Raw genomic sequence first — 17831 nt, 5'->3', positions numbered from 1 at the left:
AGCTTTCATCGCGTGCATTACTACCATGTAATCAGGCTTTTTATCATCGATTACCTTCCATCTAACATCATAATTTTAATTTTAATTTTTTTCTCATAAAATTCCCCCTTTAGCTTTGCCTCTTTGTACTACGAATAATTTTACTTCATGGTTAAAAATTTAGGTGTTCGTTGTTTAATCTTTCTGCTCTCATTCTTTTACACCTGCGGTATTTACAGCCAAAACAAAACACTTACCATCAAAGACGCAATAAGCATTGCGATAAATAACTATGGTACATTAAAAGCCAAGTCAAGTTACATAAATGCATCCCAAGCCCTGGTTTCACAAAGCCAAAAAGAATATTTACCGGATCTGAATGTTTCGATGCAGCAGGATTATGGAACGGTAAATGGACAGAATGGAATTTTGTATGGATATCGCGGCTTAAGCGCCTCTCCTTCGGGGCCAGCAATGAACAGTCAGAACTGGAACGCAGCATTCGGATCATTATACCTCACAAATATTAACTGGGATTTTTTTGCCTTTGGTAAAGCACACGAAAAAGTACAAGTAGCAAAAGCAGCATATGCACAGGATAAGGCTGATTTATTGCAGGAACAATTTCAGCACCAGGTTAGAGTAGCCGCAGCCTATCTTAATTTATTGGCTGCACAACGGATTACGCTTTCGCAGAAAAAAAATCTAGATCGGGCTAAAGCATTGGCGACCGTAGTTATAGCCCGCGCACGCAATGGATTGAATCCCGGTGTAGACTCTTCGCAGGCAAATGCAGAAGTATCAAATGCTAAAATTTTACTTACAAGATCTATAGACAACGAGCAGGAGCAAAGTAACCAGCTTTCGATTTTGCTGGGAATTGCTTCGCAGGATTTTATACTTGACACAGTTTTTATAAAAAGAATACCTGCTGCCATTGATACTTCCATACAGTTTAAAGAGGAAGATCATCCGTTGCTTAAATATTATCGCAGTCGCGTTGACCTTAGCAACGCCAGGGCCAAATATTATAATACGTTCAAGTATCCCACTTTTTCCGCTTTTGGTGTTATTCAGGGAAGAGGCTCCGGTTTCAATTATAATTATAATTCATCAAATATGGACGGGTATACCAAAAGTTATACTGAGGGTGTGAAGCCGACGAGGGCTAACTATTTAGTTGGCGTCGGCTTAATATGGAATCTATCAGGATATCTAAAGGTGAATCAACAGGTACAATCGCAGAAATTTACTTCAAAGGGACTTAGCGAAGAATATGAAGTTGTAGATCAAAGAATAAAGAATGAAATGATTTTAGCAGGAACAAAAATTAAAAATGCCCTCCAAAACTTTTATGAAGTTCCTGTAGAAATAAAAGCAGCATCTGATGCATACCTGCAAAAAAGCGTGTTATATAAAAATGGACTGGCAAGCATTATTGATGTTACCCAGGCCCTATATGCTTTAAACCGGGCGGAAACAGATCGGGACATCGCTTATAATAATGTTTGGCAAGCCCTGTTGTATAAAGCTGCTGCGAGCGGCGATTTCAACATTTTTATTAAAGAATTTTAATCTATAATTTTTTTCGATAAGTTAAACAATGGGATTAATAAAAAGTGCGCTGAGAAAACCGATAACGATCATTGTGTTAGTGGCGGGGGTATTTTTCTTTGGAATTAATGCCGTACGAAATATCAAGATTGATATTTTTCCAGACCTTAATTTACCTGTAATTTACATTTCTCACCCTTTCGGAGGCTATACTCCTTCTCAAATGGAAGGGTATTTTGGAAAACAATATGTAAATCTGTTGTTGTATGTATCGGGAGTAAAAAGTATAGAAACCAAAAATATCCAGGGATTAACGCTTATTAAGCTTTCTTTTTATGAAGGAACAAACATGGCGCAAGCGGCGGCAGAGGTGACGGCTTTTACTAACCGTGCGCAAGCAATCTTTCCACCTGGTACACAACCTCCATTTATTATCAGGTTTGATGCTTCTACACTTCCGGTTGGCCAATTGGTTCTAAGCAGCCCAAGTCGTAATAACAACGAGCTGCTTGATCTTGCAAATGTTTATGTCCGCTCTTCATTCACCTCTGTTCCCGGCCTGATTTCGCCCGCGCCTTTTGGTGGCAATGTGCGTACTGTGGTCATAAAAGTTGATCCTGAATTGTTGAGAGCGCACAATCTTACACCGGACCAAATAGTACAGGCATTAAGAGAAAACAACCAAACTTCTCCTGCGGGCAATGTAAGAATAGGAAATTATAATTACCTGACACCTACCAATACCCAGATAAAGCAAATTAAAGATTTTGAAGAAATTCCGCTATTTAAAGGCAGCGTGCATAATGTATATCTGAAAGATGTGGCGACAGTTGAAGATGCTGCAGATATTACCAGCAGCTACGCTCTGATTAATGGTCGGCGGTCTATCTACATGCCTATTACCAAATCTGCAGACGCATCTACCTGGGAGGTAGTGCAAAACCTAAAAAAAGCCCTTCCACGTTTTCAAAGCCTTTTGCCGCCCGATGTAAAACTTTCTTATGAATTTGATCAGTCTCTGTACGTAATAAATGCGGTTAAAAGCCTCGTAACTGAAGGCGTAATAGGAGCCATACTTACGGGTATTATGGTACTTTTATTTTTGGGTGATAAACGAGGAGCGCTTATTGTTATACTTACTATTCCCACGTCTGTCATTACAGGAGTCTTATTTCTTTATCTTTTTCATCAGACCATTAATATTATGACACTTAGCGGTCTGTCGTTAGCTATCGGAATACTCGTGGATGAATCTACCGTAACTATAGAAAATATACACCAGCACTTTGATCTTGGTAAACCTAAAGCTCTTGCCATATGGGATGCGTGTAAAGAAATTGCTTTCCCGAAATTGTTGATCTTGTTTTGCATTCTTGCAGTTTTTGCTCCGGCTCTTACTATGAAAGGCATTCCCGGAGCCTTATTTTTACCCTTGGCAATGTCTATCGGCTTTTCTATGATTGCTTCCTACTTGCTGGCGCAAACCTTTGTGCCTGTTATGGCCAATTGGCTAATGAAAACTCACCATGCTGAAGTAAAAGACAAAACAGGTACATTACACAAATTAACTGACAATGAAGAATTTATTGAATCTCATCTGAGTGCCGAGTCAGAAAAGGACACATGGGATCAGAAAAAGGTGTTGGTAGAGAACCCTGTACATAAAGATAAACTGAGCTTGTTTGATAAATTCAGAGAGAGGTTTTTAAATTTTCTTAACCGGATATTTCCTTATCGAAAAATTATCGTTGCTTCTTATGTTGTCATTGCAATTATTTCTGCAGGTTTTTTACTTGCGGCTATCGGTCGCGACGTGTTGCCCAAGGTAAATGGGGCCCAGTTTCAGGTAAGGCTGCGTGGCCCTGAAGGCACAAGACTTGAACGAACAGAAGAAAATATGGTAAAAACGCTTCATGTTCTTGAAGAATTAACAGGTAAAAAGAATATCGCAGTCACCTCTGCTTTTGTCGGCACCCATCCTTCGCAATTTTCAACCAGTCCTATTTATTTATTTATGAGCGGAAGCCAGGAAGCAGTTTTACAGGTAAACTTGAGCGAAGATTACAAAGTAAACCTGGACGATTTGAAGGAAAGATTCAGAAAAAGAATGAAAGAAGAATTGCCTGGTTTAAAACTTTCATTTGAACCAATAGAACTTACCGATAAAATTCTCAGCCAGGGCTCTCCAACACCGATAGAGGTAAGGATTGCGGGTAAAAACAAAAAGCAAAATGAAGAGTATGCTAATAAAGTTTTAAAAAAGCTGCAACAGATTTCTTATTTAAGAGATGCTCAAATTGATCAGTCAACCAAATATCCTGCAATAAATATAAATATTGACAGGCTAAAGGCTGCACAATTAGGTGTCGGCGTTTCAGATATCTCCAGGTCGCTTATAGCCTCTACTTCTTCTTCGCGATATACAGAAAAGAATGTATGGCTCGACCAGAAAGCAGGTCTCACCTATAGTGTACAGGTAGAAGTACCTGAGTACAAAATGTCAAGCATTAACGATATTAGTGAAATTCCGATATTAGCTAATTCTCCGCGACCGGTTCTGGGTGATGTTGCGGACATTACCCCCGATACCACCTACGGTGAAAATGATCTTATAGGAGCTCTTCCAATGTTATCTGTGACTGCTAATTTAAATAATAAAGACCTTGGCGCTGCAACCAAAGACGTGGAAGCAGCGATAAAATCGTTGGGAGAATTGCCAAGAGGTCTTACTATAGAAACAAAAGGCCTGAGCCAGATATTAAATGAAACGCTGGATAGTTTGCAGACCGGGCTGATAGTAGCAATTGTTGTCATCTTCCTTATGCTTGCAGCAAATTTTCAGTCTTTTAAAGTACCACTGGTAGTGCTCTCAACTGTACCCGCAGTTATAGCAGGCTCACTAATACTACTTATGTTGACAGGCTCAACTCTTAACCTGCAATCTTATATGGGGATGATTATGTCAGTAGGCGTTTCAATCTCAAACTCTGTTTTGTTAATCACAAACGCTGAACAGTTACGGATGCATAATGGTAATGCTATAGAGTCGGCAAGAGAGGCTGCGGCTCTACGGTTAAGGCCAATACTAATGACAAGTGTGGCAATGATAGCAGGCATGATACCTATGGCATCAGGTCTTGGAGAAGGCGGAGACCAGGCATCGCCATTAGGCCGTGCGGTTATTGGCGGATTAATAGTTTCTACGATTGTCGCTATCACAATTTTACCCCTCGTTTTTGCTTGGGTACAGGGCAAGGCTTCCACCCAATCAGTCTCGTTAGATCCTGAAGACAAAGAAAGTATTCATTATATTCCATCATTGTATGAGCATGATAATCAAAATTAATTTTTTAAAAAGTATTTCTATTTTTTCCTGTTTTCTTGCTTTAAGCAGTTCGCTCACTTATTGTCATTCGGGAGAAAAAAAACCATTGGCAGATACGCAAAAAGAAGATTCCATTCCTGCAACGGAAGTTATAAATCTGCAAAAAGGCAAAATATCTTCTTCGCTGAAAATTCCGGGAGAACTGATTCCCTATCAACAAGTAAATATTTACGCTAAAGAAAACAGTTTTGTAAAAAAAGTATTTGTCGATGTTGGTTCTGAAGTGAAACAAGGGCAACTACTTGTAAGCATGGAAGCACCGGAAATTAATTCGAAATTGTCAGAAGCACAGTCAAATTTAAAATCGATACAGGCGATATATATTTCAACAAAAGCGCATTATGAAAGGTTGCTGGAAACCAGCAAAACGCCCGGGACGATATCACGCAACGATCTTGACCAGGCTCTTGCACAAGTTAACTCTGAAAATGCACGGTTGCAGGGAGCCAAAGCTGCATACGAAGCCATAGCAGCTTCAAAAAATTATTTGAACATCCAGGCTCCATTCAGTGGAGTGATTACCACCCGCAATGTTAATCCCGGTGCCTATGTAGGGCCTTCAGGAAAAGGTTCAGACCAGCCGTTATTTGTTTTGCAGGAACAAAAAAAATTACGACTTGTAATTTCAGTTCCGGAAATATACACAGGTATTTTAACTCACCTGGATGCTGTTTCCTTCAACGTAAAGTCTATACCTGACCATACATTTACCGCTAAAGTAAAACGTTTGGCAGGAGCGCTTGATGACCGTTTGCGGTCTGAACGTTTGGAAATGGACGTAATGAATAACGATAAAAAACTATTGCCGGGTATGTATGCCGAAGTGAACATACCGCTGCCTGCAAAAGACAGCACATTTATAATACCCAAAACAGCACTTGTATCTTCAACAGAAAAGGTTTTTGTAATACGGGTTGTAAACCAAAAGACAGAATGGGTAGATGTAAAGAAAGGGCGTGAAGCAAATGATAAGGTAGAAGTCTATGGAAATTTGAACGAAGGTGATGAGATTATAAAAACAGCTACTGACGAAATCAGAAACGGTGCAGATATAAAGAATATAAGGCGGGTATAAGAACGTAGAATTTTGACATTAACAGGTTTAGATTAGCGAAAAACAGGACCAGGATGGGGCTCAATACTTGGCTGTGAATTATTAATAAAGGGCCAGCCTTCTTTCCATTCAATTTTATCTAATAGCATAACCCTGCGGTTAGGTTGTTTTTTATCGAAAGCGTGATAAATCATCCACGTTTGGCCGGCTTTATCAGTTATAAGATCGCCATTATGACCTGGTCCTACAAATCCTTCCTTGTCGGGATTTTTTCGCAGTAGTAACGTTCCGCCATTTTCCAGTAACAGCTTGCCTTCCTTATCTGCATAAGGCCCTTTAAATGTTGCTGACCGGGCTACTTTTACGGCGTATGTGCTTTTTTCGCCTTCACAGCAACTGCCGGTTGAGCCAAAATAATAATAATAGCTATCTTTTTTATAAATAAAAGACCCTTCATAAGCATTTCCGCCTATCTGAAATTTCTCCCCCTTTACATGCAAACCGTCTGCAGTTAGCTCTACGCCGTAAATACCATTAAAGCTGCCCCATACGATGTATGGTTTCCCTTGTTCTTCAAAAAAGAAGGGATCTATAGAATTATTTACGCCAATCTCTTTGCTAAAAAATAATTTGCCATAATCTGTAAAAGGACCTTCGGGTTTCTTTGAAGCAGCTACACCAATACCCGGATTGGGATCTCCCCACGTAGAATAAGAATAATAAAGAAAATAAGTATTATTATAGAAAGTAGCATCTGGCGCCCATATTCCCCCCTCTGACTTCCAATCAGGTTTTTTAGCCAAGGCATCTCCAACTACTTCCCACTTAACTAAATTTTTAGAACGGATAATTGGCAAAAAATACGCGCCCCCGAAATTTTCATTCTTCCAGCTTGCCTGTGTAGAATAGGCATAAAAAAAACCATCTGTAGATTCAACTAAATTAGGATCTGGGAAATCATGATTAAAAACAGGGTTTTGATAAATTAACTTGCTTGCATTAGTAGTATCAGCAGGAGATTGGCTAATTGTTTTTTCATGGGTACACGAAAAAGCAAACACACTGAAGAAACTAATAACAATTAATTTGACGATGTATTTATTTGTAAAGGTCAGAAACATATAAAGCAAATTATGAGGTGACAAATGGCTAATACAATAATTAATATTTAAGCCGAACTAACACAACTATCGCTCATACATCTGGCGTCACTTTTAATATTTATGTTGTAAACAACACTGCTATCACCACAATTTCTTTTAGCATTACCCAACCTAAGCCTCAACTACACGGGTTTTACTAAGAGCGTCATGTAAAGTCCGGTCTAAAAAAGGAATGAAAAAGCAATCAATAATTGTTAATCGAAGTATTGACCTTAATACAACCTGGTACCACTTGGGTCTTCCGCCCGCTACGTTTCTGACTTTTGACATCGAAAGCCATTTTCCCGGCGTTCTGCTCCAGATCAATTCAAAAACTGTATAGTAAATAACAATAGTCGCATCAAAAAAGATGTAGAAAGGAAAATATGTATATTCCCAATACATAACGTAAAAGCTATACCACTTAAACAAGCCAAAAGACAATAAAAAAATAAGGAATGTATCTACCAAAAAGTTTATAACTCGTGTACCAACGCCAGCTTCCTTCATGTAAATCTTGTTTTTGATAAATTGTCACCTCAATATCAATTTTAATAAATGATTTTTGTATAAGTAAGAATAAAAAAGGTGTAGGCAAAGATATCATGAAAAGAAACGCAGATGTAACTGATATAAATTAATGATGAAGGCCGACCTTTAGAAGATACAGAAAGAATGTGATGCAACTTAAACTACATTCAGCATTGTAATTATATATGCATATCATAATCTGGTAATAAAGCCATTAGACTGACTGCCCTTCACCTATCGCATTAAATACATTTTTCCATATCCTTTATTGAAAAACTTATCTGTATCGACCTTATCGCCATTTGCATCAAGTGTATTAAACTTATCCAGCGAAGCTCCATTAAGATTTGTAATGACCCTGTACAGGTAAACGCCATTTGCCAGTCGCTGCCCGTACTGGTCTGTTCCGTCCCATTTGTATTCGGTAATATTTCTACCTATATGCAGAGGCCCTAATTCCAGCTTTGTTATTTCTTTTACAATCTTTCCTGTAATAGTCATTATTTGTATACGAATGTTTTGAGGCACATCACTGCCGGTAACAGTAAAGACAAATGCAGTGGAAGTAGTAAACGGATTTGGATAATTGAACATGTTTGAGATCATCGGCTTATTATACACTTGGAAACTTACTCTGTACTCTATGTTTCCTGCAGAGTTGCCACTTTTATCTTTTGCCTTTACTATCAGTTCATAAAAATCTCCTTCGCTATCTTGCAAAAAAGCGGGACTAAACTCAATAGTTGCTTCATTTTTACCTGTAGAAAGATCGGCAGGAATAAACCTGACGGTATCGGTTCCAAACGCATAACGAACCGTTGCTCCGTTATTACCGGGATAGCGAACAAAAACAGTTGTCAGCGAGGTATCGTCAAGGGCAAGATATTTTGATTCGTCCTTTAGTTTAATGACAATCTTAGGTCTTGCTGATACTATATCGCCATTTAAAATATGCACTCCGTCAAATGTTACATCCATTAATGGATTGTAAGTATCACCTTTTACAAAAAAGTTTTTATACAGGAAATTATTAAAATGATACTGTTCAGGCTGAGCATTATCAGGATTAACATCTATATATAAAGTGTTGTTGCCGGCAAGGGTTTTGGTATCTATAGGGTAACTGATATTTGTAGTATCACCAGGCTTAAGGTTTTTATGATTAGGCACAGGAATAATAGTCTGCACATTATTTTTATCAAACAATACCATTTTTACTTTTAGACTGTCGGGAAATGCAGCATCTGCTATATTTTTAAAAGCGACTGAAAAATCCATTCTTTCACCAACTTCAAGCGTATCTTTTGCACGATAGTTAATATTTGGGGCAATTGCACCTTCGGGAACAGGATCATACAATAACCGCCAGTACCGTAACTGGTACGGAGTAAGGGCAGCCGTATCTAAATCCTGGTTTTTCATACTTAGTCTTATATATGGATACTGCAGAGGATTTACATTGGTCAGACTAAAATCCTGCTGGTTAGGCTGAAGAGTGTACAGCGTATCCTCCCTACCTGTAGATGTAATGCCGATAACGTTTACAGAATAAACATCACGAGGCCTGCTCTCGACACTTGATCCACGCCACTGTACCTGTTTCCATGCTTTAGCAGGACCAAATTGCGGAGAAGTTATGGTGCCTGCTGAAGAAGGCACATAAATGGTAGTATTGAGCGTTATCCTATCAGATAAGCCATTACTCATTTTTGATACGGGCTGAAAAGATGGATTATTTTTTCTATAGATAAAAGCCCAGGTACGTGGATAGGTATAAGAGTCTATATCTGAAAAACCTGAGGTTTTTAACCTATCATACAAAGTATTTCCTGCTCCATAAACCTGAGCATCGTTTTTCCATACACCCACAAAAGGGTTTTTATCATAAGGTGCATCGAGAATTAGTCTTGCGGTCACATAATACCCGGCAGGTATCCAATCAATAAAATCGCGCATTTTCCTTCTTCCTGAAGTATCCATGTATGAGAACTCAAAATTAAATTCTCTTGTCGGTTTGCAATAAGGGGCACTTTTCATAAACCCGCCTAACTCACCAGATCGCACAACAGATGGTGCTGCCTGGTTGTAAAGCGGCTTTAAAGTAATGGGATCAAATACATTAAAAATTACAGAATGTCCTAAACAAGCACTTTGCGTTTCTAAAATTCCATTTACTGATATGCTGAAGTGACTATCCTCATCGCCACTAACAGGAAAGATTGAGTTAACGATTGTCAGTGTGTTAGGCTGACGGCTAAATTTCCATTTGCGGGATGAACTATCTATCTCGATATTTTTAGTTGAAGATTTTGTATGCTGGAAAAAATGAGATTGGTTAAAACCAGTACTACTTCCTGCCAAATAAACAAAAGAGGAAGTATTCCACCGAATGGCACCTGAAGTGGCAGGTGCAACTCTCCAATAGTAAACGGTGCTGTCGGTAAATGAAACCCCAGGATCAAATTCTATTAGGCCACCGACAGACGTAGTATTGCGGTTTACTTTAAAAGGAGAATTAAATAGCTCGGTAGTATCCATTTCCATCAGGTATTCCCTGCTTTGTACCAAAGGGTTTGCAGTGCTTGCTGAAAGCTTAATATTGCTATGATTTACTATAGAAAAATTATAAGGATAAACAGGGGTCAGTTCATCTTCAAAAATGGTAAATGTTTTTGAAGATGTATTATTCAGCTCATTTATTTCGGCATACTTATTATCAACATCAACAGATACTGATATTTTGTTTTCTCCCTTGTCTCTATTACTAACAATTGGCACTTCTATAGAAACAGAATCGATATATCTTATTGACCTAATCTTTTTGTTGAATATCAAAGTGTCTGTACCATTGGGGTAGATGTGTTTAACCTGAAGTGACACAGAATCACCGGCAGCTTTACCAATATTGTAAACCTGTACTTTTACTGTAAACTTATTATCAGCAACAGAAAGGATATTGGGAACAACTCGTATCTGTGGCTCTTCTACCACAAAATCAGGTTGAGGAAAGCTGTTCATTTTGAGGGCAGGATCTCCATCAAGAGTAGTTTCTTCAGCATGTAATCTACCACCGATATTATCAGTTCCATAAAATGAATTCATTGCCTTAATAGCTTCATTCATATTATAAGTTATGCTTTTTCCATAACCTGTAACACCTATAGATCTGTACAAATTACGATTATAATAATCAAGATAAGTATCAATACCAAAGTGAGTGCTTGCTATAAAACCTATTGCTCCTTTATTTTTTGCCAGTACATACCTTTCAGACAATGTGCCTAACACTGAGAACCTGGAAGTATCAAAAGAATATAGATTTCCTGCATTGCAGCCGCCAACTAGAAACATTGGATATTTGCCAGTATTATTATAAGCAGCAGGATCATCAAGGTTGTAATCGAGCGAAGAAGCGGAAGAGTGACCAAAATAATTTAACAAGCTTATCCCTTGCTGAAAAAGCTGGCTCATTAAACTATTAACTATTGGAGTAACAGGACCTGTAGTGGTTTTATTGAAATTGGTAACAGTAGCTCCATATAGAGTATCTTCAATAATAGACTCATAATTTCTCATAAATGAAGACAAACTAAGATCGAGGTTGGCATCGTTAGCACCCACAACGTGCACAACATTTTTCATCCATGCCTTGCTTTCAATTGTTTGGGAAGTATTTTGTTGAGCCTGTTCATATTGTTTCACCTTATCTAAATAGTCTGCCAGTTCCCTCGGGTACAAAACAGAAATGCGGCTGATAAGCGTATTCATTACAGGATCGAGACTGTTAGAAGCAAGTAGTATGTCAGAAGCAGGATAGCCAAATGTCGGAACCAGGTTGAGCCTGTCTGAGTTTGGATTTAACTCATTTTCCCTGTACTCTGCGTATGTTAAGCCCCTCCCAATTAGGAAAGCATATTTAGGAGCAACCGAAAAGCTCGTTCTCGCAAAACGAAGAAAATTTCGAATTCCCATAGGGTTCTTCTTTATGCCATAACCAAACTGATCAGTCAACTGCTCAACATCGTAGATTTTGGCATTAAAACTACCGCCCGGTACAGAGCTTCTATAGGCACGGTATTGGTCAACCTGGTTAGCACCTGAATAAGGTGTTTGTAAAGACGGATGTGTAATTATGAGGTAATCTCCCTGGTTAGCAGGAATTCGAAAGTCTGTAAAAGTTCTGCGTTGAAATGCTGTTACTGCTGTTGCTGTAGTTACAGCTTGTGAAACTATAACGAAGTTTGCGGGTGCAGAAGAAGGTAATACCACAAACCGTATTTTTCCTTGCGCGGAAACATCCGCTACGTATCTTCTAAAATTTGTTAGGTCATATAAAACCGGCGAGCCGGCGGCAGAATTGAAATTGGAAATTTCAAGGTATTTTGATGATACAGAAGCAGCAAGAGAAAAAGCAAAAGTTGATTGGTTATCAAAATTAAACTGGCGCGGATAGCTTAATTCAACAAAGCCACATACAATCCTGTCATTAACGTTGCCACTTTTATTTGAAATTTTAATAGTAGCATTGCTTGAGGCCAAGGCAGACAGTGGAACAGATAGATTATTATCGATTCTCGCTTCAAAAGAACTAATCTTTTTTGCTATTATTTGTGTACTATTAAGGTCTGCAGTATAATCTCGCTGATTCGGTGCATTTCCTGCTACTGACATGCTAAATATGGCTGCAGGACCGCTTGAAGCAACATGTAAATTAGTAAAGCTGATTGAAAGAGGTGAAGCGGGATAAATATCCTGGCTTGACCACATTTCTCCCTGGTCGTAAGTGCTTGAATACACATATTCACTTCCCGCCACCAGCGCCATTCCCCTATTAATGCGATTTTTAAAATTATTCCTTGCGGAAAACATAAACCAAGGCTCTGCAGGAATTGTATTTCCGGCTACGTTATTTGCCGTCGCTAAAAAACGCAAATTATTTCCTGCTGGATTAATCGTTAAAAAAAAGGCGGCGGTATCCGTTAAAAGGCTTTCTCTGTCCGATAGCTGATTGGCTTCAATCTTATACAAATCCCTGTCGGGTACACCATCATTTTTTTCGCCCCAAAATTCCAGGTAGCCCTCAACACCTAAAGCTCCTGAAACCGCACTGGTATACAATGGCACTTCTTTACCATTTCGCCATAACTGAAAACTTTGAGCAGCTTCATTCGCCAAACCTATTGTGTTTAAGTCACTGCTATTTATGCGGTACAAACCTGTTGAGCCAACTTTAAACTTATAATAAGTCTTATTGTAATCAATCCACTCGTTGTAATAAGACTGGCATATTGCAACAGAGGTTATAAAGATCAGAACAATAAAGACAAAAAATCTTTTCATGCTTTTTTAAATTGTATAACTGCTATGCTTCCTTTATTCGTTGTTTTTCCTTAGATCAAGTTTTAATGAAAAAATGTGTGTATACAAAGGGTTTGATTGATTTGCAAGGTTTGTAAAGGCATAATCTATTCTTACATTTTTTATTTTGAAACCTGCGCCTATTGCAGGTTGAAATATCCATACTTTTTTTTGATTAAGGGTATCACCGTCTGATAACGCTCTTTGAAAATTAGAGACACCCGCCCGAAAGAAAATGCTGTTTTGATAACTCGCTTCAAACCCAACATGTGGGTCTATATTGACAACCTTACTACTAACTACAGTGTTTCTGCGCCCATCAAAAGTCAGATCAAGGTTTGCCTCTGCAGTTAGACTAAATTTATCGTTGAAAGGAAAAATATGTGCTGCACCTGCTATCAATCTTGGTGCAGTAAGCTCCGTAGATTTTACCGGAATGTCGTTTTTGGTAAGGTACAAAACCTGTTTTTCCTGCTCGGTAAAAGAAAAAGACCATGCATTGAAGGTAGTAGTTATGTCTCGTGCAGCTAATCCAAACTGCCAGTTATTTATTTTATACTGTATTCCGGCATCGAGGCCAAACCCCCATGCTGTAGCAAATGAACCTACCTTTCGGTATATTATTTTTACGTTACCACCAAAGCTTAGCTTCTCATCGTCCTCATCTTTTACTTTCTGGGCATACGATAACAAAAAAGCATAATCTGCAGAAGAAAAACTGCTTATATTATTATAATTTATAGAACCATCTGGTTCAACCAGGAATAATGTATTCGGAATATCATCGACTGCAAAACGTAAAAGAGAAAGTGCCACTACTCTTTTTTCGTCATGCAATGGTACTGCTATGCTGGCATAATCGTATTTACCAATGCCCGCAAAGTATTCTGCATGCATTACATTTAGTGACGGATAATCTTTAACCCCAACCAGCCCTGCAGCGTTCCAGTAACCTGCGGTTCCATCATTTACAGAAGCTACCTGCGCACCACCCATTCCAAGCCCCCGGGCACCGGCTCCAATATTTAAAAATTCGTTTGAGTATTTTCTAAATTGCCCCGATACATTCACGCACGCAATTAAAGCAATCGCACAAACAATTAGTTTTTTTAGATTCATTTACAAAAGTTACAAAATCAATAATGATTAATAAAAATAACAGATATATCTAATTTTTATTTAAATCGAATAAAATATAATTTCAATTACTCCTAAAAGATTTTTTTAAGTAATTGATCACCATACCAACAGTACATTTTTTCAACATCGTTGTCACTCCCTTGTACTGCATCTTTCCACTCGGCCCACTTACCGTTTATAATAGATCACATTTAATTATTAATTCATTTAAATGAATCGCATTCAGTTTCACTCATTCGCAATACTGTAAAGGAATATTATGTAACGGTTAAAACACCAATCTATTATAATCGACATATAAATTTTACTTTTGCCCGAAAGCACTAAAAATACATGAACCTGATAGATGAACTACGTTGGCGGGGAATGATCCAGGACATGATGCCTGGAACCGAAGAGCAGTTACTAAAAGAAATGACTACGGCTTACATAGGTTTTGATCCTACTGCCGACAGCTTGCATATTGGAAGTCTTGTTCCAATATTGTTATTGGTTCACCTGCAAAAAGCCGGACATAAGCCAATAGCTCTTGTAGGCGGAGCAACGGGCATGGTAGGCGATCCTAGCGGAAAAAGTGAAGAAAGAAACTTGCTGAGCGAAGAAGTTCTTCAGCAAAATGTGGCGGGTGTAAAAAAACAACTTGAACAATTTCTTGATTTTAATACTACAAGACCAAACGCTGCAGAAATTGCCAATAACTTCGACTGGTTCAAAAACTTTTCTTTTCTCAATTTCATTCGCGACGTCGGTAAGCACATCACTGTTAACTACATGATGGCTAAAGACAGTGTAAAGAAAAGACTGGAAGGCGAAACGGGTATGAGCTTTACTGAATTTACTTATCAATTGGTTCAGGGCTACGATTTTTATTACCTGTACAAACACAAAAATTGCAAACTGCAGATGGGTGGCAGCGACCAGTGGGGTAATATTGTTACGGGTACTGAACTGATTCGCCGTAAAGCAGGCGGAGAAGCCTTTGCATTTACCTGCCCTCTAATAACCAAAGCGGATGGAAGTAAATTTGGAAAAAGTGAAAAAGGCAATGTATGGCTCGATAGCTCAAGAACTTCTCCGTACGAATTTTACCAGTTTTGGTTAAATACTTCAGATGAAGATGCGGCTCGTTATATAAAAATATTTACTTTTTTAAGTCCGGAAGAAGTGAATGAGATATTGGTACAGCATAAGGGAAATGAATATCAGCGAAAACTGCAAAAAAAGCTTGCAGAAGAAATAACTGCATTTGTTCATGGACGAGATGCACTTGCAAAAGCCATACAGGCAACTGATCTTTTATTTAGCAAAGAGACCTTGCAAATTATTGCCACCCTTTCCCACGACGAACTTGATGCGACACTTACTGGTGTTCCCGCTGTAGAAATAAGTAGAGAAAAAATAACTGCCGAAAGCCCAGACATTGTTACTTTCCTTGCTGAAACCGCCGTTTTTGCCAGTAAAGGTGAAGCCAGAAAAATGGTGCAGGGAAATGGGATAAGTCTTAATAAACAAAAAGTGTCAGATGTATCTGCTAAAATTGATTTGTCCTCGTTCATACATAATAAGTATTTATTCGTTCAAAAAGGAAAAACAAATTATTATCTTATAAAAGCTGTTTAAGCTGATTGATATCGTTATGAAGCAACTAATAATAATAGTTGCTTTTTTTATTTCCATTCAGACATCTAAACGAATTCAAAAAAATATAATCAAAGTAAATCATTGTATTTTTTGGTTCATGTCTTAGTTGAAATACTGGTACTAACTTTATAATAACGTGAAGTACCCGAAAAAAATATCTTGGCTCATAACGACTGCTACAGTGTTGAGATTGATTGTAGCAAGTACTGTAGAGCTCGGTAATGATGAAGCCTATTATTGGACCTATGCGCAGCATCTTCAATGGAATTATTTTGATCATCCTCCAATGGTTGGCTGGCTTATAAGACTAACAACCGCTAATCTTTTATTGCATACCGAACTTTTTGTACGCTTAGGAGCCGTTATATCTTCTGCTATTTGCACGTTTCTTATTTATAAAATAGCAACTGTTATTAAAGACTCGCAAGCTGGTTGGTATGCAGCGTTATTATACACAGCTTCCATTTATAGCAGTATTATAGCCGGAACTTTTATTTTGCCAGACAGTCCTCAAATGGTGTTTTGGTTATTGAGTATTTTGTTATTAGTACAGATTGTAAAGTTGCCGATTGATGATTTATACAATCAAAAGCTATGGCTATTGTTTGGCCTTACTGCGGGTCTATGTATTATGTGCAAACTGCACGGCATTTTTATTTGGTTAGGTGTAGCAGTTTATGCAGTTGGTTTCAATAAAAGCTGGTTAAGAAATAAAAATATTTATTTATCTATTGCTATTACTTTAATTATCATCTCTCCCATTATCATTTGGAATATACAAAACAACTTTGTTACCTATTCCTATCATGGCAGCAGAGTAAGCTTATCAGGATCGGCGATTCACATAGATGGATTTGCGAGAGAGCTAGCAGGAGAAATTTTTTATAACAATCCTATTAACTTCTTTTATGCAATAAGTACGATCTGGTGGATTTGGAAAGGGAATCTTACCAGTTACAGAAATGAAAACCGTTTATTATTATGCTGCAGCCTTCCCCTGATTGGGATGCTGCTAATAATATCATTATTTAAAGATACGCTTCCGCATTGGTCCGGACCTGCTTATAGCAATCTCGTTATTTTCTCAGCTATTAGGTTAACATCAGTTTCAGCTAGTGGTAAAATTTTAAAATCATCATTAACGTTTATTGTAATAATCTCGCTTTTAGGAATACTTATAATCAACTTTTTCCCTGGAACTTTGTCTCCCGAAAAATCTGGTGAAAAAATCGGAGATGGTGACCCTACCTTAGAAATGTATGGCTGGAAGCATGCCGCAGTACTGATAGATTCAGTATACAAAAGAGATACTAGCGAAAATATAATGCCTCGCAATGCTTCAATTATCGTCAACAAGTGGTTCCCGGCTGCTCACATAGATTTTTATATAGCTACTTTAACTCGTCAACAAACTTACGCAATTGGAAAACTATTTGATTTACATCAATATCATTGGCTTAACCAATACAAGAGACCCTTAAAACAGGGGGATGCGGCTTATTTTATCATACCCTCTAATCTATACAAACAGGAAGATATAACTCAACTAAAAGAAGACTTCTCCAGTATTTCTTCTCCGTTAGCCATACCAATTTATAGAAGCGGGGTTGTTTGTAAGACGTATTTTATTTTCAGGTTAAAAGGCTATCATTTAAATAACGGCTATAGTCATTAACTCATTTTTCTAATGGCAGGAAAATTGTAAACTTTTTATAAAAACAGTGAGAAAAAATACTTTATTAATTTTCGTAACTCTCTTTTGCTTCGCCTGCAATAACGGTAAAGTTGATGAAAGAAAACTAGATGAAGCGGGAGATAAATTGCAAAAAACAGTCAAAAAAACAGTCGACAGCGCAGGAGCTACAATTAAACGCCTAAAAGACAAGTTAGATAAAGATAGCATGGACACAATTCGTTAATTAAATTAAATTGACTGCCTTGGATAATTCATAGAAAAACAGACAACTGCTGGATTGAGGCGATTAATAGCTCTTATTAAAAAACAAGAGGACGTTTATTTCTAAACACCCTTTTGCTCGAAAATATT

The 17831-nt window shown here is 37.9% G+C and carries 10 protein-coding genes; 6 read left to right on the top strand and 4 right to left on the bottom strand.

All coding sequences use genetic code 11. The features are described from left to right. Positions 1-147: 147 nt before the first annotated feature. The 3 genes from B154_RS0120920 to B154_RS32840 are packed head-to-tail and all read left to right on the top strand — an operon-like array spanning position 148 to position 5993. Positions 148-1554 carry a TolC family protein gene (locus B154_RS0120920; RefSeq protein ID WP_018616321.1) on the top strand — a complete coding sequence of 469 codons (1407 nt, stop codon included), beginning with the start codon at positions 148-150 and terminating at the stop codon, positions 1552-1554. A gap of 28 nt (positions 1555-1582) precedes the next feature. Beyond that, the gene (locus B154_RS0120915; protein ID WP_018616320.1) at positions 1583-4879 is read left to right on the top strand and encodes an efflux RND transporter permease subunit; all 3297 of its coding nucleotides are present in this window, start codon (positions 1583-1585) and stop codon (positions 4877-4879) included. After that, on the top strand, positions 4863-5993 hold the full coding sequence (locus tag B154_RS32840) for an efflux RND transporter periplasmic adaptor subunit (protein ID WP_018616319.1): 1131 nt from the start codon (positions 4863-4865) through the stop codon (positions 5991-5993). The genes B154_RS0120915 and B154_RS32840 overlap by 17 nt, the downstream gene beginning before the upstream one ends. Before the next feature lie 32 nt (positions 5994-6025). Here the strand turns inward: B154_RS32840 and B154_RS0120905 are convergent, their stop codons facing one another. The 4 genes from B154_RS0120905 to B154_RS0120890 all read right to left on the bottom strand — a co-directional run bounded on the left by B154_RS0120905 (position 6026) and on the right by B154_RS0120890 (position 14122). After that, positions 6026-7093, bottom strand: coding sequence for a family 43 glycosylhydrolase (locus tag B154_RS0120905; RefSeq protein ID WP_083934999.1), 1068 nt, complete (start codon positions 7091-7093; stop codon positions 6026-6028). A 153-nt stretch (positions 7094-7246) separates the two neighbouring features. Further along, the gene (locus B154_RS0120900) at positions 7247-7624 is read right to left on the bottom strand and encodes an RDD family protein (RefSeq protein ID WP_018616317.1); all 378 of its coding nucleotides are present in this window, start codon (positions 7622-7624) and stop codon (positions 7247-7249) included. A gap of 255 nt (positions 7625-7879) precedes the next feature. Beyond that, complete coding sequence (gene porU2, locus B154_RS0120895; RefSeq protein ID WP_018616316.1) at positions 7880-12985, bottom strand: putative type IX secretion system sortase PorU2; 5106 nt, start codon at positions 12983-12985, stop codon at positions 7880-7882. A 33-nt stretch (positions 12986-13018) separates the two neighbouring features. After that, a complete protein-coding gene (locus B154_RS0120890; protein WP_018616315.1) occupies positions 13019-14122 on the bottom strand; it encodes a putative type IX sorting system protein PorV2 in 1104 nt (367 codons plus the stop codon). Positions 14123-14476: 354 nt separating this feature from the next. On the opposite strand from B154_RS0120890, the gene tyrS reads away from it, so the two are divergent. The 3 genes from tyrS (at position 14477) to B154_RS0120875 (ending at position 17703) form a co-directional block, all read left to right on the top strand. Next, positions 14477-15763 carry a tyrosine--tRNA ligase gene (gene tyrS / locus B154_RS0120885; protein ID WP_018616314.1) on the top strand — a complete coding sequence of 429 codons (1287 nt, stop codon included), beginning with the start codon at positions 14477-14479 and terminating at the stop codon, positions 15761-15763. 202 nt (positions 15764-15965) lie between these two features. Further along, the gene (locus B154_RS0120880) at positions 15966-17459 is read left to right on the top strand and encodes an ArnT family glycosyltransferase (RefSeq protein ID WP_157580899.1); all 1494 of its coding nucleotides are present in this window, start codon (positions 15966-15968) and stop codon (positions 17457-17459) included. Positions 17460-17505: 46 nt separating this feature from the next. After that, positions 17506-17703: a hypothetical protein gene (locus tag B154_RS0120875; protein WP_018616312.1), complete on the top strand. Its 198-nt coding sequence runs from the start codon at positions 17506-17508 to the stop codon at positions 17701-17703. Positions 17704-17831: the final 128 nt, after the last annotated feature.

Origin of the sequence: Segetibacter koreensis DSM 18137 (assembly GCF_000374045.1) — a bacterium.
Taxonomy (GTDB): domain Bacteria; phylum Bacteroidota; class Bacteroidia; order Chitinophagales; family Chitinophagaceae; genus Segetibacter; species Segetibacter koreensis.
Note: the sequence above shows the minus strand (reverse complement) of the source record. Positions and strands in the feature narration are given on the sequence as shown.